The 22370-nt window shown below is 72.2% G+C and carries 15 protein-coding genes; 12 read left to right on the top strand and 3 right to left on the bottom strand.

Features of this window, described 5'->3' with window-relative positions; genetic code table 11:
* Positions 1 to 194: 194 nt before the first annotated feature.
* The 10 genes from ACQ9ZG_RS28040 (at position 195) to ACQ9ZG_RS27995 (ending at position 15243) form a co-directional block, all read left to right on the top strand.
* Entirely contained in the window at positions 195 to 1652 is a 1458-nt protein-coding gene (locus tag ACQ9ZG_RS28040) for a catalase (protein ID WP_109916898.1), read from the top strand.
* 561 nt (positions 1653 to 2213) lie between these two features.
* A complete protein-coding gene (locus ACQ9ZG_RS28035; RefSeq protein WP_028418211.1) occupies positions 2214 to 3260 on the top strand; it encodes an iron-containing redox enzyme family protein in 1047 nt (348 codons plus the stop codon).
* 51 nt (positions 3261 to 3311) lie between these two features.
* Entirely contained in the window at positions 3312 to 4004 is a 693-nt protein-coding gene (locus ACQ9ZG_RS28030; protein ID WP_109916899.1) for a 2OG-Fe dioxygenase family protein, read from the top strand.
* Positions 4005 to 4078: 74 nt separating this feature from the next.
* Positions 4079 to 4981: a diaminopimelate epimerase gene (gene dapF / locus ACQ9ZG_RS28025; protein WP_258312332.1), complete on the top strand. Its 903-nt coding sequence runs from the start codon at positions 4079 to 4081 to the stop codon at positions 4979 to 4981.
* Entirely contained in the window at positions 4978 to 6111 is a 1134-nt protein-coding gene (locus ACQ9ZG_RS28020; protein WP_109916901.1) for a pyridoxal phosphate-dependent aminotransferase, read from the top strand. Before dapF ends, ACQ9ZG_RS28020 begins: the two co-directional genes overlap by 4 nt.
* Positions 6112 to 6113: 2 nt before the next feature.
* Positions 6114 to 9293, top strand: a complete 3180-nt coding sequence (locus tag ACQ9ZG_RS28015; protein WP_109916902.1) for a non-ribosomal peptide synthetase — start codon at positions 6114 to 6116, stop codon at positions 9291 to 9293.
* On the top strand, positions 9286 to 10734 hold the full coding sequence (gene glyA, locus ACQ9ZG_RS28010) for a serine hydroxymethyltransferase (RefSeq protein WP_386698333.1): 1449 nt from the start codon (positions 9286 to 9288) through the stop codon (positions 10732 to 10734). Before ACQ9ZG_RS28015 ends, glyA begins: the two co-directional genes overlap by 8 nt.
* Positions 10731 to 13115, top strand: coding sequence for a non-ribosomal peptide synthetase (locus ACQ9ZG_RS28005; protein ID WP_499281344.1), 2385 nt, complete (start codon positions 10731 to 10733; stop codon positions 13113 to 13115). Before glyA ends, ACQ9ZG_RS28005 begins: the two co-directional genes overlap by 4 nt.
* Positions 13112 to 13927 carry a thioesterase domain-containing protein gene (locus tag ACQ9ZG_RS28000; protein WP_028418204.1) on the top strand — a complete coding sequence of 272 codons (816 nt, stop codon included), beginning with the start codon at positions 13112 to 13114 and terminating at the stop codon, positions 13925 to 13927. Before ACQ9ZG_RS28005 ends, ACQ9ZG_RS28000 begins: the two co-directional genes overlap by 4 nt.
* Positions 13924 to 15243 (top strand): MFS transporter, encoded by a 1320-nt coding sequence (locus ACQ9ZG_RS27995; protein WP_028418203.1) that lies wholly within the window; start codon positions 13924 to 13926, stop codon positions 15241 to 15243. The genes ACQ9ZG_RS28000 and ACQ9ZG_RS27995 overlap by 4 nt, the downstream gene beginning before the upstream one ends.
* A gap of 71 nt (positions 15244 to 15314) precedes the next feature.
* On the opposite strand, the gene ACQ9ZG_RS27990 is transcribed toward ACQ9ZG_RS27995, so the two are convergent.
* Positions 15315 to 16934 carry an AfsR/SARP family transcriptional regulator gene (locus ACQ9ZG_RS27990; RefSeq protein ID WP_499281343.1) on the bottom strand — a complete coding sequence of 540 codons (1620 nt, stop codon included), beginning with the start codon at positions 16932 to 16934 and terminating at the stop codon, positions 15315 to 15317.
* An 820-nt stretch (positions 16935 to 17754) separates the two neighbouring features.
* Here ACQ9ZG_RS27990 and ACQ9ZG_RS27985 point away from each other — a divergent pair.
* A complete protein-coding gene (locus ACQ9ZG_RS27985; protein ID WP_028418201.1) occupies positions 17755 to 18495 on the top strand; it encodes a TetR/AcrR family transcriptional regulator in 741 nt (246 codons plus the stop codon).
* Positions 18496 to 18529: 34 nt separating this feature from the next.
* Here the strand turns inward: ACQ9ZG_RS27985 and ACQ9ZG_RS27980 are convergent, their stop codons facing one another.
* Together ACQ9ZG_RS27980 and gcl are read right to left on the bottom strand one after the other, a co-directional pair.
* Positions 18530 to 19447, bottom strand: a complete 918-nt coding sequence (locus ACQ9ZG_RS27980; protein ID WP_109916638.1) for a pyridoxamine 5'-phosphate oxidase family protein — start codon at positions 19445 to 19447, stop codon at positions 18530 to 18532.
* A gap of 129 nt (positions 19448 to 19576) precedes the next feature.
* Positions 19577 to 21361 (bottom strand): glyoxylate carboligase, encoded by a 1785-nt coding sequence (gcl, locus tag ACQ9ZG_RS27975; protein WP_109916639.1) that lies wholly within the window; start codon positions 21359 to 21361, stop codon positions 19577 to 19579.
* 294 nt (positions 21362 to 21655) lie between these two features.
* On the opposite strand from gcl, the gene ACQ9ZG_RS27970 reads away from it, so the two are divergent.
* A complete protein-coding gene (locus ACQ9ZG_RS27970; RefSeq protein ID WP_018491548.1) occupies positions 21656 to 22366 on the top strand; it encodes a hypothetical protein in 711 nt (236 codons plus the stop codon).
* The last annotated feature ends 4 nt before the right edge of the window (positions 22367 to 22370 follow it).

The following is a 22370-nucleotide window of genomic DNA, read 5'->3' as shown; positions in this document are numbered from 1 at the left end:
GAGGCGCCCCGGCCCGCACGGCGGGCCCCCTGATCTCCGGGCCGCGGTGGCGCTGACACCTGTCCTGTCGCGCCCAGGCGCTGCCGCGGCCCGGAACCACACACTTCGTTTTCAACAAACTGTTGACGTCCTCTCCGCGGCGAACCTACGCTCCTCAAGCCGTCAGCAGCTCGTACGAAAGGTCATCCCGCCACATGGCTAAGCGTGTGCTCACGACCGAGTCAGGCGCCCCGGTCGCCGACAACCAGAACTCCGCCACCGCCGGTGTCGGTGGACCGATCCTCCTCCAGGACCAGCACCTCCTGGAGAAGCTCGCCCGCTTCAACCGTGAGCGCATCCCGGAGCGCGTGGTCCACGCCCGCGGCTCCGGCGCGTACGGCTACTTCGAGGTGACCGACGACGTCACCGGCTTCACCCGCGCCGACTTCCTCTCCGCGGTGGGCAAGCGCACCGAGACGTTCCTCCGCTTCTCCACCGTGGCGGACTCCCTCGGCGGCGCGGACGCGGTCCGCGACCCGCGCGGCTTCGCCCTCAAGTTCTATACCGAAGAGGGCAATTACGACCTCGTCGGGAACAACACCCCGGTGTTCTTCATCAAGGACCCGATCAAGTTCCCCGACTTCATCCACTCGCAGAAGCGCGACCCCTTCACGGGCAAGCAGGAGCCGGACAACGTCTGGGACTTCTGGGCGCACGCCCCCGAGGCGACGCACCAGGTCACCTGGCTGATGGGCGACCGGGGCATCCCCGCCTCGTACCGCCACATGAACGGCTACGGCTCGCACACCTACCAGTGGACGAACGCCGAGGGCGAGGCCTTCTTCGTCAAGTACCACTTCAAGACCAACCAGGGCGTGCGCTCCCTCTCCGCCGAGCAGGCCGCCGAGCTGGTGGGCAAGGACGCCAACTCGCACCAGACGGACCTCCTCCAGGCCATCGAGCGGGGTGTCAACCCGTCCTGGACGCTCTACGTCCAGGTGATGCCGGCCGCCGAGGCCGCCGACTACCGGTTCAACCCGTTCGACCTCACCAAGGTGTGGCCGCACGCGGACTACCCGCTCCAGCGGGTCGGCCGGCTGGTGCTGGACCGGAACCCGGACAACGTCTTCGCCGAGGTCGAGCAGGCCGCCTTCTCGCCGAACAACTTCGTGCCCGGCATCGGCCCGTCCCCGGACAAGATGCTCCAGGGCCGGCTCTTCGCCTACGCCGACGCGCACCGCTACCGCCTGGGCGTCAACCACACCCAGCTGCCGGTCAACGCCCCCAGGGCGACCCAGGCCGACAACTACGGCCGGGACGGACTGCACGCCACCCGGTACGGCTCGCGCCACGACAAGAACTACGAGCCCAACTCGTACGCCGGTCCGGCCCAGACCGACGCGGCGCTCGGCGCCCCGCTCGCCATCCACGGCTGGACGGGCACCTACGGGACGGCCGCCCACGTCAAGGACGACGACTTCTTCCAGGCGGGCGAGCTGTACCGGCTGATGTCCGAGGACGAGAAGGGCCGTCTGGTCGCCAATATCGCCGGAGGCCTCTCGCAGGTCACCCGCGACGACGTGATCGAGAAGAACCTCGCCCACTTCCACGCCGCCGACGCCGACTACGGCAAGCGCGTGGAGGAGGCCGTCCGCGCCCTGCGCGAGGACTGAGCCTCCCACAGACCCCTGCCCGTACCGCGCACCCGGATGAGGGGTACCGCGCGGGACGGGCAGGACGACGAGGCCGCGGCGGCTGTGCGATGCCAGTGCGGTGGTGAAGGTCCCGGGGACCGTCTTCTGACCTGAAGGAGACGCCCTCCCCCGGCTCCGATCGCCGCCGCCGCGGTCCCTGTCACTCAGGGCTCACCCCAGCACCACCTTCGCAACACCCCTGAACGAGGGCGCGGAGTACGGATACGGTCCCGTACTGCGCGCCCTCTTTGCCATGCCTTGACCCGGGGCCCGGCGCGCTCCCCCCGCCTCCCGCCCGGTGGCTTGAATCCATATAGACCGCGTACAGAGTCTGCCCAGAGACCTGCGTGCAGTATGGGCGGCGCATTGACCGCCTCTGCCGTTCTGGCACACACCCTGCCCGCACCCTCAAGGGACGTGTGCGGTGCGATCCCCCTTCCTCCTCCCTCCCCCGCTCCTTTCCTCCGCAGCGCGACAGACGGCTACCCGCACGACACGTACGGCACGTCACAGTCATCAGGTGAATACAAGGGGAAGCAGATGCTCGAAGTTGGTACTTCCCGGGCCGGTACCGAGCCCGCCAGCCGCTTTCTGACCACGGTCGACGAGGTCACCGTGCTGCTGGGGACGGCGGCCGACAAGGCCGACTCCCAGTACTCCGGCGACGCGCGGACCGCCCTGCTCGGCCGGGTGGCCGAGATCAACAAGGCCGCCGCCGCGGGCGACCAACAGGCCCTGTACGTACAGCAGTTCCTGCTCGACCGGATCTACCGGCTGCACACCAAGCTGTCGGACGGGGAGACCGCCGAGGGCTCGGTCGTGGCGCACGAGATCGGCCGGCTGCTGGAGACCGCCACCGCCGAGGCGCAGGACCGGCTGATCGAGCCGGGGCTGCTGGAGGAGGCGCCCACCGAACCGCGCGCCTACCTCTCCTGGCTGAAGAAGACCGCCCGTGAGCACCGGGTCTACAAGCACCCGTACTACCACGAGTTCATCCGCAACCGGGCCACCGAGGCCGACCTGCGCAACTACGTGATGCAGGAGTCGGTGGTCGACGGCCGCTTCGACGATCTGCTGGCGATGATGCAGGTCGGCACGGCGGGTGCGGCGAAGATGGAGATCGCCGCCAACTTCTGGGACGAGATGGGCAACGGCGACCACGCCCAGGTCCACACCACCCTCTTCAACAAGATCTTCGAGGTCTTCCAGATCCCCGACGAGGAGCTGGAGCGCTCGCTCACCGCCAACTCCCTCCTCAACGGCAACCTCGCGGTGCTGCTGTGCCGCTACCGCTCGCTGTACCCGGAGGCCGTCGGCTTCCTCGGGATGACCGAGTGGATGGCGCCGGACCGGTTCGTCCAGGTCGTGCACGCCTGGGAGCGGCTCGGCCTGCCCGAGGTCGGCATCGTCTACCACCGCCTCCACATCACCATCGACTCCCAGCACGCCCAGGGCTGGTTCCACAACGTGGTGCTGCCCGCCGCCGAGTCCCCGCGGATGCGCCGGGCCATCGCCCGCGGCATCCTCTGGCGGCTCAACGCCTCGGCGACCTATCTGGACGAGCGGATGCCGTCGGTCACCGGCTGAGACCCCGCCACCGCCCGCCAGGAGCCACCACCCACCAGGAGGGGAGAGCACATGCCGCTCGGCACCGAAGGATTCACCGTCATCGACCTGCCCGAGGTCGCGCCCGACATCCTGCCCAGCTACGACCGCTGCCCGGTCGACGACTACATGGGCAACGGCACCCGCTTCAAGCGGTTCTCGCAGTACAAGCTCACTCCGGCCGAGGACGACGCCTGGTCGTTCAAGCGGCTGCCGCACCGGGACTACACCACGTACAAGAAGTTCAACCCGGTCGGCGGCGGCATCCGCCGCGTCTACGAGCCGATCGAGGTGGACTTCACCCCGCTGATCGCCGAGGGCATCCGCGAACTGGGCCTGGACCGGTCCGAGCCGTGGCAGATCAACGTCCACCAGAACCGGACCCGCGCCGACGGCGGGCGGCCCGGCCCGCTCACCCCGGAAGGGGTGCACCACGACGGCCACGAGTTCGTCATGATCGCCATCCTGAACAAGGTGAACGTGGCGGGCGGCACCACCCGGCTCTGGAAGCCGGAGGCCGACGCGCCCTTCTGGTCGGAGACGCTCGAAGCCGGCCAGGCGGTCCTCCTCGACGACCGGGGGCTCGCCCACGACGTCACGGACGTCCTCTCCGCCGACGGCGGGCCGGGCCACCGCGACATCGTGATCATCGCCTTCTCCCGCTGGGCGGAGAAGTGGTACGGCGACGAGCACGACGCGGCGGCGCTCGAAGAGCAAGAGGCCTGATGTACGGGGCCGTTCCCGGCCGCACCGCGCGGCCGGGGGCGGCCCTGTCCCCCGCCACCTACCTGAGACGAGTCATGACCGACTTCTTCAAGTATCAGGCACTGGGCAACGACTACGTGGTGATCGACCCCCGCTCCACCGACCTCCCCGTCACCCCGGAGACCGTACGGCGCGTCTGCGACCGGCACTTCGGCATCGGCGCGGACGGCGTGGTGCACGGCCCGCTGACCGAACCCCGCCCAGGGGTCCCGGTCCCGCTGGCCCTCTTCAACTCCGACGGCTCGGTCTGCGGGCGCAGCGGCAACGGGCTGCGCATGTTCGCCCTGCACCTGGCCGACCGGGACGCGGGCAGCTGGGCGACGGGGGAGCCGTTCACCCTCCGGACGTCTGCGGGCGACAGCCCCGTACGGATTCTGGACCGGGCGGCCGGAGACGTCCAAGTGGGCCTGGGCAGGCCCGTGTTCGACGCCGCCGCCCTGCCTCTGCTGAACGAGGACGGCACCCCCGCCGAGGGCTCCACGCTCTCCGTGCCGCTCACGGTCGGAGAGCACCGGCTCACGGTGACCGCCCTCGACAACGGCAACCCGCACACCGTCGTCCCCGTCGACGAGCCGACCCCGGAACTCGCGCGCGACCTGGGCCCCCGGATCGCCGGGCACGTCCGCTTCCCGCACCGCACCAACGTGCAGTTCCTGCGCGTGGCGAGCCGGGACGTGCTGGAGATCGAGGTGTACGAGCGGGGCGCCGGCTACGCGCTGGCCTCGGGCAGCAGCGCCTGCGCCGCCGCGTCGGCCGCCCGCCGGCTCGGGCTCTGCGAGGACCGGGTGGAGGTCCGGATGCCCGGCGGCAGTGTCACCGTGACCCTCGCGGCCGACGGGTCGGTGACCCTGACCGGCGAGGTCCGGCAGGTGGCGACCGGTGACTTCGCCCCGGCCCTGCGCGCCCTGCTCGACCGCACCCCGGAGGCCGTCCGATGACCACCACCACCGGCGAATACCCCATGCAGAAGTGGGTCTTCGAGGACGCCGCCGGACGCTTCGACATCGACCTCGGGGACAGCAACATGCTCCCCGGCCGGCTCGACCAGCTCTCCGTCCCCCCGGGTCTGGAGCTGGACTACGGGCACGACCGGGGCATCGGCCCGCTGCGCGACCGGGTCGCGGACCTCTACGGCGGCGACTCCGCCTCCGTCCTCATCACGCAGGGGGCGCAGCAGGCCCTCTATCTCGTCTACGCCGCCCTGCTCGCGCCAGGCGCCCAGGTGATCGTCTACCGGCCGGGGTGGCAGCAGTCCTGGGACATCACCGCCGATCTGGGCTGCCGGGTCGACTGCGCCCCCTACCGCGAGGACCTCACCTTCGACGTGGAGGCCGCCGCCGCGCTGGCCGGACCCGGGCTGCGGCTGATCGTCGCCAACTCCCCCTGCAACCCGACCGGTCGGCGGATCGCGGACAGCGACCTCAAGGGGCTGCTGGCGCTGGCCGAGCGGCACGACGCCCATCTGCTGCTCGACGAGGAGTACGCGCTCGACCTCAGGGACTCCCCCGCCGTCGGCGGCGACCGGGTGATCTCGGTCTCCAGCCTCTCCAAGGTGTACGGCTTCCCCGGGCTGCGGGTCGGCTGGCTGTACGGTCCGCCGGAAGTGGTCGAGGCGTGCGCGCGGCGCAAGTTCCTCTCCACCATCGCCAATTCGGTGCTCTGCGAGACGCTGGCCTGCGATGTGCTGGACCACCGGGACCACTATCTGCGCCGGTACACCGAGATCACCCGCCAAGGACTGGATCTCGTACGGGAGTTCGCGCGGCGCAACGCGGACGCGGTGGAGCTGGTGGAGCCCGAGGACACCCCGTTCGCCTGGCTCCGGCTGACCACCGGGGAGCAGCCGCTCGCGCTCTGCCGCCGGGTGCTGGACGCCGGGGTGCTGCTGATGCCCGGCGAGACCCTCGGCGCGTCGGACGGCTTCCGGATCTGCTTCGCCCGCGACCCCGGGGCCGTGACCGAGGGGCTGCGGCGGCTCGAACCGCTGCTCCGCCCCGCCCCACAAGTCCCCCCGTCCGCCGGACCGCACGGTGGACGGAACAGCAACCTGCCGAACGGAGTCCTGTGACCATGAGCGCGTCGGACGCTGCCGAGCCCCGTATGCACCTCTCCTTCGGGCAGGAGCAGTTGTGGTTCCTGGACCAGATGAACCCCGGGGAGACCACCTACAACGTCCCCACCGCCTACCGGCTGCGCGGCCCGCTGGACCTGCCCGCGCTGGAGGGGGCGCTCCGGCTGCTGGTCGCCCGCCACGAACAGCTGCGGGTGACCCTGCACGCGGCGGACGGTGTGCCGTACCAGGTCGTCGCCCCGGTCGAGGACACCCCGCTGCCGGTCACCGATCTCTCCGGGCTCTCCCCCGAGGAGCGGGAGCAGGCGCTCGACGCGGCGCTGAAGGCGGAGGCGGACACCCCGTTCGATCTGGCGGCGGGTCCGGTGCGCCGGTTCCAGCTGTTCCGGCTGGCCGACGAGGAGCACGTCCTCTCCCTGAACTACCACCACATCGTCACCGACGGCTGGTCCGGTGGGGTGATCAGCCGGGACATCACCGAGGCCTACCGGCAGCTGCGCGCCGGGCGCACCCCGGAGCTGCCCGCCCCGGCCGCCACCTACGCCGACCATGTGGAGCGCCAGCGGGAGCAGCGCGCCTCGGGGCAGTGGGAGAGCGAGCTGGACTTCTGGCAGGAGCGGCTGGCCGGTCTGGAGGCGCTGGAGCTGCCCGCCGACCGGGTCCGCCCGGCTGAGCCGACCCGCAACGGGGAGACGTTCACCGTCGCCTTCCCCGCCGAGCTGCTGGAGCAGGCGCGCGCGCTCGCCCAGGAGCAGGGCGCCTCGCTCTACATGGTGGTGGCCGCCGCGCTGAAGGTGGTGCTGGCCCGGTACAGCGGGCAGGACGACATCGCGATCGGGGTGCCGATGCTCGGCCGTACCGATCCCGAACTGGAGGACGTCGTCGGCCTGTTCATCAACATGACGGTCCTGCGCTCGGACCTGTCGGGCGGGATCACGTTCGCGGAGCTGATCGAGCGGATCGCGGACAACAACCTGGATGTGTACGACAACCAGGACGTGCCCTTCGACCATGTCGTCGACCGGGTGCAGCCGGTGCGGGACGCGGGACGCAACCCGCTCTTCCAGATCGCCGTGCAGCTGCTGGGTGAGACGACGACCGGGGACGCGCTCCAGCTGGACGGGCTGGAGACGGAGTCGATCCTGGTCTCCGGGGGCCGCTCCCGCTTCGACCTCTCCTTCAGCTTCATCGAGGGCCCGGACCGGCTGCGGCTGATCGTGGAGTACGCCACCGACCTGTACGACCGCCGCCGGGTGGAGGCGATGGTCCGGCACTTCCGGACGGTGCTGGGAGCGGCCGCCGCCGACCCCGACACCCCCGTCGCGAAGCTGCCGCTGCTGACCGAGGAGGAGAGGCAGGAGCTGCTGGCGGTCGGGCGGGGGGCCGACTTCGACTACCCGACCGAGCCGGTGCACGCCACCATCGCCCGGATCGCGCGGGACCACCCGGACCTGGTCGCCGCCGTCTGCCGGGGCAAGGAGATGACGTACGCGGAGCTGGTCCGGCGGGCCGACAAGCTGGCGCGCCACATCCGCTCGCGCGGGCTCAAGCAGGAGCAGGTCGTGGCCATCGCCATGGACCGGGACCTGGACGCGCTGGTGGCGATCGTCGGCGTGATGGTCTCCGGGGCCGCGTACACGATCATCGATCCCTCGCACCCGAACGCGCGCCTGGACCACATGCTGCGGGACACCGCCGCCCCGCTCGTCATCACCCGGGACGCCGACGTCGGCGATCTGCCGCCGTCCAGCGGGTGGGAGGTGCTGCGGATCGACACCGAGTGGGAGGCGGTCGAGGCCGAGCCCACCGACGTACCGCTGGAGGAGTGGACCGAGCCGACCTCGCTCGTCTACGTCCTCTACACCTCCGGGTCGACCGGCATGCCCAAGGGCGTGATGATCGAGCAGCGCGGGCTGCGGATGTTCGTCGAGGCCTACCGGCGCACCTTCGGGGAGTGGGGCCACACCGACCGGCTGCTCCAGCTGCCCGCGCTCACCTTCGACATGTCGCAGGGCGAGATCTTCGCGGGGCTGATCAGCGGCTCCGCGATGGTGCTGGTGGCGCCCGAGGACGCGTCCTCGCCGGAGTCGCTGGGGTCGCTGATGCGCGAGCAGCGGGTGACGTACGCGGGGCTGTCCCCGGCGATCCTGTCGCTGGTGAAGGCGGAGCCGTACCCGGACCTCAAGTACATCATGGGCGGGGCGGAGGCCCTGCCGGCCGAGCTGGTGAACAAGTGGAACCTGCCGGGCCGGATGTTCGTGAACCTGTACGGGCCGACCGAGGCGTCGATCGCGACCACCGAGTACCTCTGCGAACACCGCGAGTGGAAGTCCTCGCCGCCGATCGGGCGCCCGGAGTTCAGCCGGCTGCACTACGTCGTCGACAAGGAGTTCAACCTGGTGCCGGTCGGTGTCCCGGGCGAGCTGCTGATCGGCGGGGACGAGGGGCTCTCGCGCGGCTACCTCAACCTGCCGGAGCTGACGGACGAGAAGTTCGTGCCCGACCCGTTCCTCGGTGAGGGGCGCGTCTACCGCACGGGCGACCTGGTGCGCTGGACGCCCGACCTCCAGATCGACTTCATCGGGCGGCTCGACAACCAGGTGAAGCTGCGCGGTCTGCGGATCGAGCTGGGCGAGATCGAGTCGGGGCTCCTGACCCACCCGAAGGTCCGGATGGCGCTGGTGCTGCTCCGCGAGGACGACGGGGAGAAGCAGCTGGTCGGCTACTACACCGTCCTCGGGGACACCTCCCCGACGGTGGCGGAGCTGCGGGACCACCTGGGGCGGACGATGCCCGAGTACATGGTGCCGACGGCATGGGTGGAGCTGGAGGAGTTCCCGCTCACCCCGGCCCGCAAGATCAACCGGGCGGCGCTGCCGGCCCCGGTGGGCGCGGGCGGTGCGGCGGACTCGTACATCGCGCCGGCCACCCCGACCGAGGAGAAGGTCGTCGAGGTCTTCGGGACCGTCCTCAGCCAGGAGCGGGTGGGCACCGGGGCCAGCTTCTTCGAGCTGGGCGGCAACTCGCTCCAGGCGATGCGGGCGGTGAGCCGGCTCAACAAGCACTTCAAGGTGAAGGTCAACGTCCGGCTGCTGTACGGCGGTGCCACGGTCGGCGCGCTCGCGACGGCCATCGACGAGCTGGTGGCCAAGGCCGGAAAGGCGGCCTCCCGTGCCTGAACACGTCCCGCCCCAGGCGGAGTTGGCACAGCGCGGGGCCGCCGCGCTGCGGGCGGCCGACCCGGAGCTGGCGCGGCTGCTGGACACCGAGGTGGTGCAGCAGCGGGAGACACTGGCCATGGTGGCGTCGACCAGCATCGCGGACCCCTCGGTGCTGGCGGCCGCCGGATCGGCGCTGTCCAATGTGACGGCCGAGGGGTATCCGGGGGCCCGCTACCACCCGGGGGCCGCGCAGTTCGACCTGGTGGAGCGGCTGGCGGTGGAGCGGGCCAAGCACGCCTTCGGCGCGGTGTACGCCAATGTGCAGCCGCACTCGTGCTCCTCGGCCAACCAGGCGGTGCTGGCCGCGCTGGTCCGCCCCGGCGGGACGATCCTCGCCCTGGACCTGGACTCCGGGGGGCACCTCACCCACGGCTCCCCGGCCTCGGTGACCGGGATGCACTACAAGGCCGTGCACTACGGGCTGGACGCGGCGGGGCGGATCGACTACGGGCAGGTGGCAGCGCTGGCGGGGCGCCACCGGCCGAGCGTGCTCATCGCGGGGGCCAGTGCCCACCCCCGTACGCTCGACTTCGCGCGCTTCCGGGCCATCGCGGACTCGGTGGGCGCCTATCTGGTCGCGGACATCTCGCACATCGCGGGGCTGGTGGCGGCCGGGGAGCACCCGACGCCGGTCGACCTGGCGCACGCCACGACCACCAGTACGTACAAGCAGCTCGGCGGGCCGCGCGGCGGGCTCATCCTGATCGGGCGCGAGCACGCCACGCCCGGACCGGACGGCCGCACCCCGCTGTCCCGGCTGATGCAGCGGGCGGTCTTCCCGCTCTCGCAGGGCACCCCGAACCCGGCGGCCATCGCGGCGAAGGCGCGGGCGCTGGCGCTGGTGGCGGAGCCCGCGTTCAAGGAGACCATGCGGCTGGTGGTCGACAACGCGGCGGCGCTCGCGGACGCCCTGTCGGCGCTGGGCCACCGGGTGCTGACCGGGGGCACCGACAACCACATGGTGCTCATCGACCTGACGGGCGGCGCGATGACCGGGGTGGTCGCGGAACGGGCGCTGGAGGAGTGCGGCATCCTCGCCAACCGGAACCGGGTCCCGGACGACACCCGGCCGCCGCTCGTCACCAGCGGGCTGCGGCTGGGCACCAACATCCTGGCCCAGCGGGGCATGGGCCCGGCGGCGATGCGCAGCTGCGCGGCGCTGCTGCACCGGGTGCTGGAGGCGACCACGGTCCGGGGCGAGCGGGAGTACGTGCTCGATGCCGGTGAGCGGGACGCGGTCCGGGCGGGGGTGGCGGAGCTGTGCGCACGCCATCCGCTGCCGGGGGCGCTCGTGCCGCCGGTCGCCGGGGGCGGGGTGCTCCCCCGGCTCGCCCCGGCGGGCTCCGGGGGCACGGCCTCGACGGCGGTCTCCGGCGCGCGGGCGGGAGGGGCGGCGTGACGCTTCACGAGCGGGGCGTCCCGGCGCCCCCCGCGCTGCTGCCCACCGACCGGCCGCGGCAGAGCGAGGGGGCCGGGTGCACCGCCCGGCAGCGGGTGGTGCTCGACCAGGCGGCCGGAGCGGCGTCGGAGGAGCTGCTGCTCGCCGGGTTCGCCGCGCTCCTTCACCGGTACACCGGCCAGGAGGAGTTCGCCTTCCGCGCGCGCACCCCCGGCGCCGGCTCCTTCCGGCTGAGCTGTGAGATCGGTGCGGAGACGACCCCCGCCGGCCTCGCCCGGTCCGGCCGGGAGCGCCGCGAGCCGGTGGCGGACGGCGAGGAGCGGACCGACTTCGAACTGGTGCTGCTGGAGCGCAGCGGGGGCTCCTATCCTCATCGCACCGTCCAACTCCGCTACGACGGAACCCTGTTCGACCAGGAGACCGTACTGCGGCTGCTCACCCACTTCCGTACGCTCGTGGAGGACGCCCTCGTCCGCCCCGAGGTGCCCGTGGCCCGGCTGCGGCTCCTCACCGACGGCGAGCTGCGCCACACGCTGGTGGAGTGGAACGACACGGCGGCCGAACTCCCCTACGAGCGCTGCCTGCACGAGGCGTTCGAGGCGCGGGCGTCCGCAGATCCGGGGGCCGTGGCGCTGGTCCGGGGCGCGGAGGAGTGGACGTACGGCGAGGTCAACGCGGCGGCGAACCGGCTGGCGCGTCATCTGCGCGGGCTCGGCGCGGGGGTCGGCGGCCGGGTGGGGATCTGCCTGGACCGCTCGCCGGAGCTGCTGGTGGCGGTGCTCGGTGTCCTCAAGTCCGGTTCCGCCTATGTGCCGTTGGACCCGGACTATCCCCAGCAGCGGATCGCGGCGATGGTCACCGGCACCTCGTGCGCGGTGATCGTCTCCCGGAGCGGTCTCGCCACCCACCTGGCGGAGGTGGGGCCCCGGATCGTGGAGCTGGACCGGGACGCGGAGCAGTGGGCGGACGCCCCGCCCGGGAACGTGTCCAGCGGGGTGGCGCCCGGGGATCTCGCGTACGTGATCCACACCTCGGGGTCGACCGGTGCGCCCAAGCCGATCGCGCTGCGCCACCGCGGGGTGATGAACAACATCGCCGACCTCAACTCCCGCTACTCCGTGGGCCCCGGGGACCGGGTGCTCGCGCTCTCCTCGCCCAGCTTCGACATGTCGGTCTACGAGTTCCTGGGGCTGACGACCGCCGGGGGCACCGTCGTCCTGCCGGAGCCCTCGCTCGCCAAGGACCCGGGGCACTGGGCGGAGTTGCTGGCAACGCACCGGATCACCGTGTGGAACTCGGCGCCCGCCCTCCTCGAACTGGTGGTGGAGCAGCTGGAGTCGGGCGGCACACCGCCGCTCGACGGCCTGCGGCTGGCACTGCTGGGCGGGGACTGGGTGCCGCTCTCCCTGCCCGGCCGGACCCGGAAGGTGGCCCCCGGACTGCGGTTCGTCGCGCTGGGCGGGGCCACCGAGTCCTCGATCCACTCGACGGTGTACGAGGTGGGCGAGGTCGACCCGGGGTGGACGAGCATCCCCTACGGGCGGCCGATGGCCAACCAGCGTACGTACATCCTGGACGCCGCCCTCCAGCCGGTGCCGCCGGGGGTCGCGGGCGAACTCCATCTGGCGGGGATCGGCCTGGCCACCGGCTATCTCGACCGGCCCGAGCTGACCGGGGAGCGGTTCTTCGACTGGTCCTGCGGCGAGGTCACCGGGGAGCGGCTCTACCGGACGGGCGATGTGGCCCGGTACGGCCCCGACGGGCTGATCGAGCTGCTGGGCCGGTCCGACTTCCAGGTCAAGGTGCACGGCCACCGCATCGAACTGGGCGAGATCGAGGCCGTGTTGCGGTCGCACGACGCGGTGAAGGACGCGGTGGTCGCCACCCGCGGGAGCACGGCCGGTGATCTCCGGCTGGTCGCCTACGTGGTGCCGCGGCCGGGCCGCACGGTCCGGCCCCGGGTGATCAGCACCCATCTCGCGGGCGCGCTACCGAAGTTCATGGTGCCGGGGGCCGTCCTCGTCCTGGACCGGCTGCCGCTCTCACCCAACGGCAAGACCGACCGCACGGCGCTGCCGGACCCGCCGCCGGAGGACGGCGAGGCGGCGTTCGTCGCACCGAACACCCCCACCGAGAAGGCCGTTGCGGATATCTTCGCCACCGTGCTGCCGAACCCGAAGATCGGGGCGAACACCTCCTTCCTCGCGGCCGGCGGCGATTCGCTCCAGTCCATGCGGGCGGTCAGCCGGCTCAGCAAACACTTCGGGATCAAGGTGAACGTACGTCTGCTCCACGGCGGGGACACCGTCAGCGGTGTCGCCGCCGCCATCGACCGGCTCCTGAACACCGCACCCCTGAACGACGGAGGCCGCACACGGTGACCGCCCCATCCACCGAGAGCCTGGTCCCGCTCCGCGCGGGCGGTGACAGCCCGCCCGTGTACTGCGTCCACCCGGTCTCCGGCTCGCCGTACTGCTACACCGACCTGGCCTCACGGCTCGATGCCGGCACCCCCGTGTTCGGCTTCGAGGCGCCCGGCTTCGACGGGTTCGACGAGCCGGCCGGGTCGATCAGGGAGCTGGCCGAGGTGCACACGGCCACGCTCCGGGCCGCCCGCCCGCACGGGCCCTACCGGCTGCTCGGCTGGTCCCTGGGCGGGGTGGTGGCCTTCGAGATGGCCCGGCTGCTGGCGGCCGAGGGCGAGGAGGTGCCGCTGCTGGTGGTGATCGACGCGGCGCTCCCCGGCACCCAGCCCTTCCCGCCGGGGCCCGCGCTGGTGCGCTACTTCCTCCACGACTTCCTGGGGCTGGTGAGCGGCGGGGCCCCCGAGCTGGACCGGGCGCTCGCGAAGCTCGACCCGGAGGCGGGACCGCAGGAGCGGCTGGAGGCCATCGCGGAGTCGGGGACGGTGCCGGAGGAGTTCGACGCGGAGTTCCTGCTGGAGCGGTTCACCCTCTTCCGGGCCCATGCCCACGCGATGGTGGACCATGTGATCGACGGGGTCCACGACGGCCCGACCACCCTGGTCAGGGCCGAGAGATCGGAGCCGCGCCTGCTGCTCTGGGAGCCGTACGCGAGCCGGCTCGCCCAGCACACGGTGCCGGGCGACCACCACTCCATCTGGCGGGAGCCGGGGCTCGTGGCCATCGCGGACATCGTCAACCAGGCGCTGCGCGGAGGGGTTTCGGCGTGAGCGAGGACAGCGGCCGGACGGAATCCGGCACCGCCACGGCGAAGGGGGCCGAGCCCCCGCCACCGCGCAGCCTCTGGCACAACCGGGACTTCATGGTCTTCTGGGTGGGCGAGGGACTGTCCCTGTACGGCACCCAGATAGCCAACCTCGCCCTGCCGCTCACCGCGGTCCTGGTCTTCCAGGTCGGGCCCGAGGAGCTGGGACTCCTCCGCTTCGCCCAGCTGGTGCCGTTCCTGGCGCTCGCCCTGGTCTTCGGGGTCTGGGTGGACCGGGTGCGCAAACGCCCGGTGATGCTCTGGGCGAACGTCGTCCGGATGGTCCTCATCGGGCTGGTGCCGCTGCTGTACTACGCGGAGCTGCTCACCCTGCCGATGCTGTACGCGCTGGCGTTCGGGGTCGGCACGGCGGCGGTGCTCTTCGACGTCAGCTGGATGAGTTACGTACCGGTGCTGGTGAAGGACAGGCGCAGTCTGCTGGAGGCCAACACCAAGCTCAACGCCACCCTCTCGTCGGCCGATGTGGCCGGGCCCGGGATCGCGGGGACGCTGGTCACCGCCTTCTCGGCGCCCGCCGCGATGGCCGCCAACGCGTTCTCCTACGCCCTGTCGGTGATCTCGCTGCTGCTGGTGCGGGCGCCCGAGCCGGACCCGCCGCCCCGCACCGAGAAGCGGCGGCTCAGGGCCGAGCTGGCGGAGGGGCTGCGCTGGGTCTTCGGCAACCGGTGGCTGCGGGCGATCGGGCTGGTCGGCTGCTCCTGCAACTTCTTCCTGACCATGGTGCAGTCGCTGTTCCTGCTGTACGCGGTGCGGGACAAGGAGCTGTCGGCGGCGACCATCGGCTTCGTGATGGGCGCCGCGGCGGTGGGCGGGCTGCTCGGGGCGCTGATCTCCGGGATGGTGGTGCGCCGGCTCTCGGTGGGGACGGCCTACCGGGTCTCGGTCTCGATCATCTTCCTGGGCCCGCTGCTGATCCCGGCGGCGGGCGGCCCCTCGTGGCTGCTGGTGGGGCTCTTCGTGGCCTCGTTCTTCCTGGAGTACTTCGGCTCCAGCATCTCCAACGTGATCATCGTGAGTCTGCGGCAGAGCATCACCCCGCAGCCGCTGATGGGCCGGATGACGGCCGCGATGCGGATGCTGCTGTACGGCGGCGGGGCGCTCGGCGGGCCGGTCGGCGGGGTGCTGGCCGGGGTGCTGGGGCTGCACGCGGCGCTCTGGGTGGCGGGGGTGCTGTCGGCGGCGATGCTCGTGCCGATCATCCTGTCGCCGGTCGGGAAGCTGCGCACGATGCCGACGGGTCCGGAGGAGCTGCCCGCCTGACCGCGGCGGAGGTGCCGGTGGGGCGGGCTCGGCTCTCCGGGTCCGCCCCACCGGCCTTCGGCTCTCGCACGTCAGCGCAGGGCCGCGGTGCGGAGGCCCGCCCGCACGCGGGTCGGTGGCGCCGGGGTCGACCGCCCGGTTCCGGCCTCCCACTCGACCAGCCGGATCAGGGCCGCCTCGCGGTGCCGGGGCGACTCGCGCTCCGCGCAGGCGGTGGCGAACCCCTCGACGAGGACGGCGAGCGGGACGGCGGGGTTGGCGGCCAGTTCCTCGGCGGCGATGCGCAGGGCCAGGGGCAGTCCGGCGCAGAGCCGTACCAGCCGCACCGCGGCCGTCTCCTGGGCCCGGAGCCTGCCGCCGCAGAGGCTGGTGAGCAGGGTCACCGCGTCGTGGTCGGCGAGCGGGCCCATCGTGAGGACGTGGGCGCCGTCGCGGGCGGCCAGTCCGCTGAACCGCTGCCGGCTGGTGGCCAGCACGCAGGACGAGCCGCGCGGTATGAGAGGCCTCAACTGGTCGGCGCCGAGCGCCTCGTCCAGCACCACGAGCATCCGGCGGCCGTGCAGCAGGCTCCGGTAGAGCGTGGTGCGCCCGGCCGCGTCGGCGGGCATCCGGGAGCGCTCGACACCGAGGCTGGCCAGCAGCTGTTCCAGGGCGTCCGAGGCGGTCAGCGGTCTCCCCTGGCGGCCCGTGCCGCACAGGTCCACATAGAGCTGTCCGTCCGGGAAGCGGTCCAGCAGCCGGTGGGCCAGCTCCAGCACGAACGCCGTCTTGCCCACGCCCGGGGGCCCGTCGACGACGGCGATGGGGGTGCCGGCACCGTATCCGCCCCGCTCGTCGTCCAACAGGTCGGCGAGTTGGTCCAGTTCTCGGGTTCTGCCGACGAATCCCCTTGCCTGCGGAGGGAGTTGGACCGGACGGGAGAGGTCGGGGGCGGTGCTCGCGGGACGTAAGGGGCGGGGTGGCCCGGCCGGTCCGCCGCCCCGGCCGAGCCGGGGGTGGCCGGCCAGCATCTGCTGGTGGAGGCTGCGCAGTTCGGCGCCGGGTTCGATGCCCAGCTCCCGGTTGAGCAGCCGCCGGGTCTCGGTGTAGACGGCCAGGGCGTGTGCCTGGCGGCCGCTGCGGTAGAGGGTGAGCATCAGCAGCCAGCGCAGCTTCTCGCGCAGCGGCTCCTCGCCCACGGCGGCGGAGAGTTCGGTGACCGCCTCCGCGTGGCGGCCGGCCTCCAGCATGTCGGCGGCCCACTCCTCGACGGCGGTCAGCCGCAGGTCCCGCAGCCGGGTGCGCTCCACGGCGGCGAAGGGGCCCGGCACCCCCGCGTACGCGTCGCCGTGCCAGAGCGCGAGGGCTTCCTCGTACCGCTGTACGGCCTCGTCCGGGCTTCCCCCGGCCCGGGCTCTGCGGGCCCGTGCGTGGCGCCGGACGAAGAGCGTGGCGTCCACCTGCTCGGGGTCCATCCGCAGGCAGTAGCCGCCGGAGACCGAGGTGAGGATCGACCCGGCCGCCCGTCTCCCGCGCCCGGGTTCCAGGGCGCGGCGCAGCCCGGCCACATAGGTGTGGACGCCGTTCGTCGCGGTCTGCGGGATGTCACCGTCCCAGAGGGCGTCGATGATGTGGTCGACCCCGACCACCTCGCCCGCCCGGCTGGCGAGCAGGGCGAGCACCGCGCGCTGTTTGGGAGGGCCGAGAGGCACCTCCTGGCCGTCCCGCCAGACACGTACCGGCCCCAAGAGCTGTATGCGCAACGGTTCCCCCGACGTGGCCAACACTCGGTCGCCTCCTGTGATCGTGTTGCGTGCGCACGGCACCGTCTCGGTACGGTGGCCGGCAGCCGGTGTCCGGGGTGCGGCTCGCGCCAGGTCCCGGTGGGGCGCCCCGGGAGGCGCCGCGACGGAGCTCCGGACCCATGGGGCGGCTCCGGGTGGTCGTGCCCGGCATCCGGGCACGCACGGCTCAGGGCCGGTGAGCCGGACACATCCGCGGAATCACGATCCGGGTGGCCGTCTCCCCGGCGGTTTCCCGGCGGGTCGAAGGACATCGGGTGGAATGCAGACACCCGACGGGATTCGGGGCGGCACAATTCCTATTCCGATCCGAACTCGCCCCGAAGATCAACACGGCCTCGCCGTCGATGACCACTTCAGGCGCCTCTCTTCCGGCCATTCCTGTATCCCTGAAACGTACGCGTAAGGTAACAGTAGCGGGGCGATAGTGGGTTGTCACTGACGTCTTTTCCGCGCCGCCTCAAGGGTCCAACTCGCCCTGAGGGGCGGCTCTGTGGCGGTTCGCGAGGTGATCCCGACGCGTTCGCGCACGTCATCGGGGATGGCCGGATATACCCCGGCCGTCCAGTTTATGTGCAGCACGCTTCTGTCAAGCTTTCCTTCCAAGCTATTCGCCCGAACGGCATATGCCCCCGCCTTCCCTGCCCTGGACACGGATTCGCCCCCATGGCCGGAAAATTCGGCCCGATCCGGCCGGTTCGCAGGTTGCCTCGCGAAGAAAGATGAATGTATGGAGCCCAGCGGACAACGCTCCGGCCGGACCGGCCGCCCGCCCCGCCTCTCCCAGGAGGCGATCCTCGTCGCCGCACAGCGCATTCTCGACACGGAGGGTCCGGAGCGGCTCTCCATGCGCCGGCTGGCGCGGGAGATGTCCAGTACGGCCATGGCGCTCTACCACCACGTCCAGGACAAGGACGAGCTGCTCCTGCTGCTGCTCGACGCGCACGCCCGGCGCTACCCGCGCCCCGTGCTGCCGAGCGACCCGCGCACCCGGCTCCTCGCCTCCGCCCAGGTGCTGCACGACCTGCTCGCGGACTGCCCGTGGATCGCGGAGGTGCTCTCCTTCGACGACTTCGTCAGCGAGTCCGCGCCGTGGATCGTGGAGAACATCGTGGACGCGGCGGTCGAGTGCGGGATGGCCCTGGAGGACGCCGTGTACGCGTACCGCGTGATCTGGCACTACACCGCGGGGGTCCTCGCCATCCGGGCGGGCAGGGAGCGCGTCCAGGCGCGGGCCGAGCGGCCGGAGCACCGCGAACACGCCCTGGAAATCCTGGACTCGGTGGACTTCCCGCGGCTGAACGCGGTCGGCAGCCGGTGGGCCGGGCTGACCGCGCGGGACGACCACCGCAAGGGCCTGGAGGCGGTGGTGGCCGGGCTGCTGGAGCAGAAGACGGGGGGCGGGGCCGGGGAGCGGGCGGCGGTGGCGGGAGCCGGGACGGAGGCCGTACAGGGCTGCCCGTGCTGCTGAACCACTCCGGCGCATCCGGGCACCGACCGCCCGACTACCGCTGCACCACCGGCGGGTTGAAGCGCGAGAAGTCGGGGTCATTCCAGCGGAGCCGCACCGCGTCCCGCGTCTCCTGGACGGCCTCGACGCGGAACTCCACCAGGCGCTGCGCCCCCGGTACGGCGGCCGCCTCGGCGCCGTCCCAGACGGTGCGGGCGGTGCCGGAGAGCTGGAGGAGATCGCCGGTCTCCCAGTCGGGCACCAACAGCCCTGCGCCCGGGTTCAGTTCGAGGTTGCCCAGGGTGAGGAACATGGCGTTGCCCGCGTAGTCGGGCCAGCGCAGCCGGGTGGGCGAGAGCACCTGGAGGAAGCCGGGGTTGCCGCCCCGGTGCGAGGCGTCGGCGTCGCCGTCCGGGGAGGCGGTGGCGATGAAGAAGCTGTCGGCGGTGGCGAGGGTGAGCTGCTGGACGGCGGTCAGCGCCTCGCCCCTGCGGACGGCCGTGCGGCGGCCGCCCCGGTCCGGGGGGAGCAGGGCGTACGCCCGTTTCTGCAGGTACTTGGGGCAGTTGCCGATCACCTGGTCGAGGGCGATCCGTACGCCGCCGCCCTCGGGCCGCGCGACCCCGTTGAGGCGGATGCGGCGGCGGGTCGCCGGTTCGATGGCGATCATGCCGACCCGGGTGCCGCTCTCCCGGAGCACCGCGCCGAGCGGGTCGTCGTCGGCGGGCAGGGCGGCGACGGTCAGGGTGCGGGGGTCCGACACGGAGAGGAGGCCGGGGGCGCCGGTGAGCAGCGTGCTCCAGAGCCGGCCGGAGGCGTCGGCGGCGCCGATGACGATCATCGGCTGGCGGGCGAGGAAGAGCGCGGCGGCCTCGGGCACCGCGTCCCGGATGGCCCGCAGCGAACCGGCCGCCGGGTCGCGCAGCCCGGCCCGGTGCTGCACGGCGAGTTCACCGCGGTGGTAGTCGGCCATGGTCGCTCCCGCCCTTCGCCCTGCGGCCCGGTACGGCGACTGTACTCCCGTGCCCCGGGTCCGGCAGGGCGAAGGCCCCCGCCCCGGAGCGGAATCCGGTACGGGGGCCTGCCTCGGGGTGACGTTCCGTCAGGAGACCGTCAGCGGGCGGATCGCGGTGGGGGCGTGCGACGGGTCCGTGGCGATGTCCTCGAACTCGTTGACCGAGGCGATGTCGGTGCCGCTCATCGCGATGTTGGTGACCCGCTCCAGGATCGCCTCGACGACGACCGGGACCCGGAACTCGGCAGCCAGCTTCTTGGCCTCCTCGAAGGCGGGCAGCAGCTGGTCGGGCTCGGTGACCCGGATGGCCTTGCAGCCCAGGCCCTCGACGACCTTGACGTGGTCGACGCCGTAGACGCCCAGCTCCGGGGAGTTGAGGTTCTCGAACTCCAGGTTGACCTGGAAGTCGATGTCGAAGTTGCGCTGCGCCTGGCGGATGAGCCCCAGGTAGGAGTTGTTCACCAGGACGTGGACGTAGGGGATCCGGTGCTGGGCGCCCACGGCCAGCTCCTCCAGCATGAACTGGAAGTCGTAGTCGCCGGAGAGGGCGACGACCGTGCCCTCCGGGTCGGCGGTGGCGACCCCGAGCGCTGCCGGGATCGTCCAGCCGAGGGGGCCCGCCTGGCCGCAGTTGATCCAGTGGCGCGGCTTGTAGACGTGCAGCATCTGGGCACCGGCGATCTGGGAGAGGCCGATGGTGGTGACGTAACGGGTCTCCGGGCCGAACGCCCGGTTCATCTCCTCGTAGACGCGCTGCGGCTTGAGCGGCACGTTGTCGAAGTGGGTGCGGCGCTGGAGGGTCGCCTTGCGCTCCTGGGTGGAGGCGGCCCAGACCGAGCGGTCCGTCAGCTTCCCCGCCGCCTTCAGCTCGCGCGCCACCTCGACGAAGAGCTCCAGCGCGGCCTTGGCGTCGGAGGCGATGCCGAGGTCGGGGGCGAAGATCTTGCCGAGCTGGGTGGGCTCGATGTCGACGTGGACGAAGGTGCGGCCCTGGGTGTAGACGTCCAGCTTGCCGGTGTGGCGGTTGGCCCAGCGGTTGCCGATGCCGAGGACGAAGTCGGACTCCAGGAAGTTGGCGTTGCCGTAGCGGTGGGAGGTCTGCAGGCCGACCATGCCCGCGTTCAGCTCGTGGTCGTCGGGGAGGATGCCCCAGCCCATCAGGGTCGGGACGACGGGGACGCCGGTCAGCTCGGCGAACTCCACCAGCAGTTCGGAGGCGTCGGCGTTGATGATGCCGCCGCCCGCGACGAGCAGGGGGCGCTCGGAGGCGTTCAGCAGCTCCACGGCCCGCTCGATCTGCTTGCGGGAGGCGGCGGGCTTCTGCACCGGGAGGGGCTCGTACAGCTCGGGGTCGAACTCGATCTCGGTGAGCTGGACGTCGATCGGCAGGTCGATCAGGACCGGGCCGGGGCGGCCGGTGCGCATCAGGTGGAAGGCCTGCTGGAAGACGCCGGGGACCTGGGCGGCCTCCAGGACGGTGGTCGCCGCCTTGGTGACCGGCTTGGCGATCGAGGCGATGTCGACGGCCTGGAAGTCCTCCTTGTGCAGGACGGCCGTGGGGGCCTGGCCGGTGATGCAGAGGATCGGGATGGAGTCGGCGATGGCGGAGTAGAGACCGGTGATCATGTCGGTGCCCGCCGGGCCCGACGTGCCGATGCAGACGCCGATGTTGCCCGCCTTGGCCCGGGTGTAGCCCTCCGCCATGTGGGAGGCGCCCTCGACGTGCCGGGCCAGGGTGTGGTGAACCCCTCCGGCCGCCTTGAGAGCCGCGTAGAAGGGGTTGATCGCCGCTCCCGGCACGCCGAAGGCGTTGCTGACGCCTTCGCGCTTGAGGATCTCAACTGCCGCACGGGCAGCGGTCATACGAGGCATTGAGTGCTCCTGCTCGGGATCGGTGGAGTCGGGCTCTGTCGCGCCACCTGAGAGCACCAATTCCGTATTGCGGAAATTTAGTTCTGCTATACGGAAGCAATCTAAAACGCGGGGGGATCGCCGTCAAGTACGCCGATTCCCTCCCCAGAACCTCGCTCCTGGTGGACGATGGGGTGACGAGGGAGGCACGGAGCGCAGCCGTCGCGCGGGGCGTGCCGGGTGGAGGACGCCGTTCCGCACGCCCGCGCCGGACGAGGACGCGGCTGCGCGGAGCCGTGCCGGAGGGAGAGCAACGTGAAATCCGTGCCGGTCCGGTGTCCGGTCTGCAGCCGGGAACACACCTACGCCGCACCGGCCTACCCGTGCCCGTGCGGAGCGCCCACCGCGCCGCCGCTGCTGCCCGGCGCCCCGGCGGTCCAGGTCGTGCGGCGCACCTGGGACGAGGACTGGGTCACCGTCCGCTGCACCGCCTGCGACCGGCGCGACCAGTGGCCGCAGCCGGAGCTGTGCTGCCCGTGCGGGACCCTGCTGCGGATACCGGTGCGCCCGGTGGACGAGCCCGCCGCCCCACCGGGGCCCGCCGCTCCGGCTCACATCCCGCTGCCGCGCACCGCCGCCCACCCGCGCCCCACGTTCCGGCCGCGCACGATCCGTACCGGCCATGACGCGGTGAGCGCGGCCGCCCTCTATCTCACCTGGCTCGGCTACCGGGAGGTGGCCCGGCCCCGGACGCGGCCCGCGGGCGGGATCGACCTGCGGGCCACCGGGCTCGTCGCCCAGGTCGACGCCACGACCCGGCCGGTGGAACTGCGCGCGGTGGAGTGCCTCTGGCTGAACGCCCTGGGCGCGTCGGCGGCCGGGGTGTTCTTCTCCCTCGCGGGGTACGTGGCCGAGGCGCGGGCCCGGGCGGACGGGATCGGCCTCCCGCTCTTCGTGATGGACCTGGACGGGACACCCCAGCCGGTGAACAGCCCGGCGGACGAACTGGTCAGCACGGGGGCGTGAGGGC

Origin of the sequence: Streptomyces araujoniae, assembly GCF_050871195.1 — a bacterium.
Classification (GTDB): domain Bacteria; phylum Actinomycetota; class Actinomycetes; order Streptomycetales; family Streptomycetaceae; genus Streptomyces; species Streptomyces bacillaris.
This window is presented reverse-complemented; position numbering and strand designations above follow the sequence as displayed.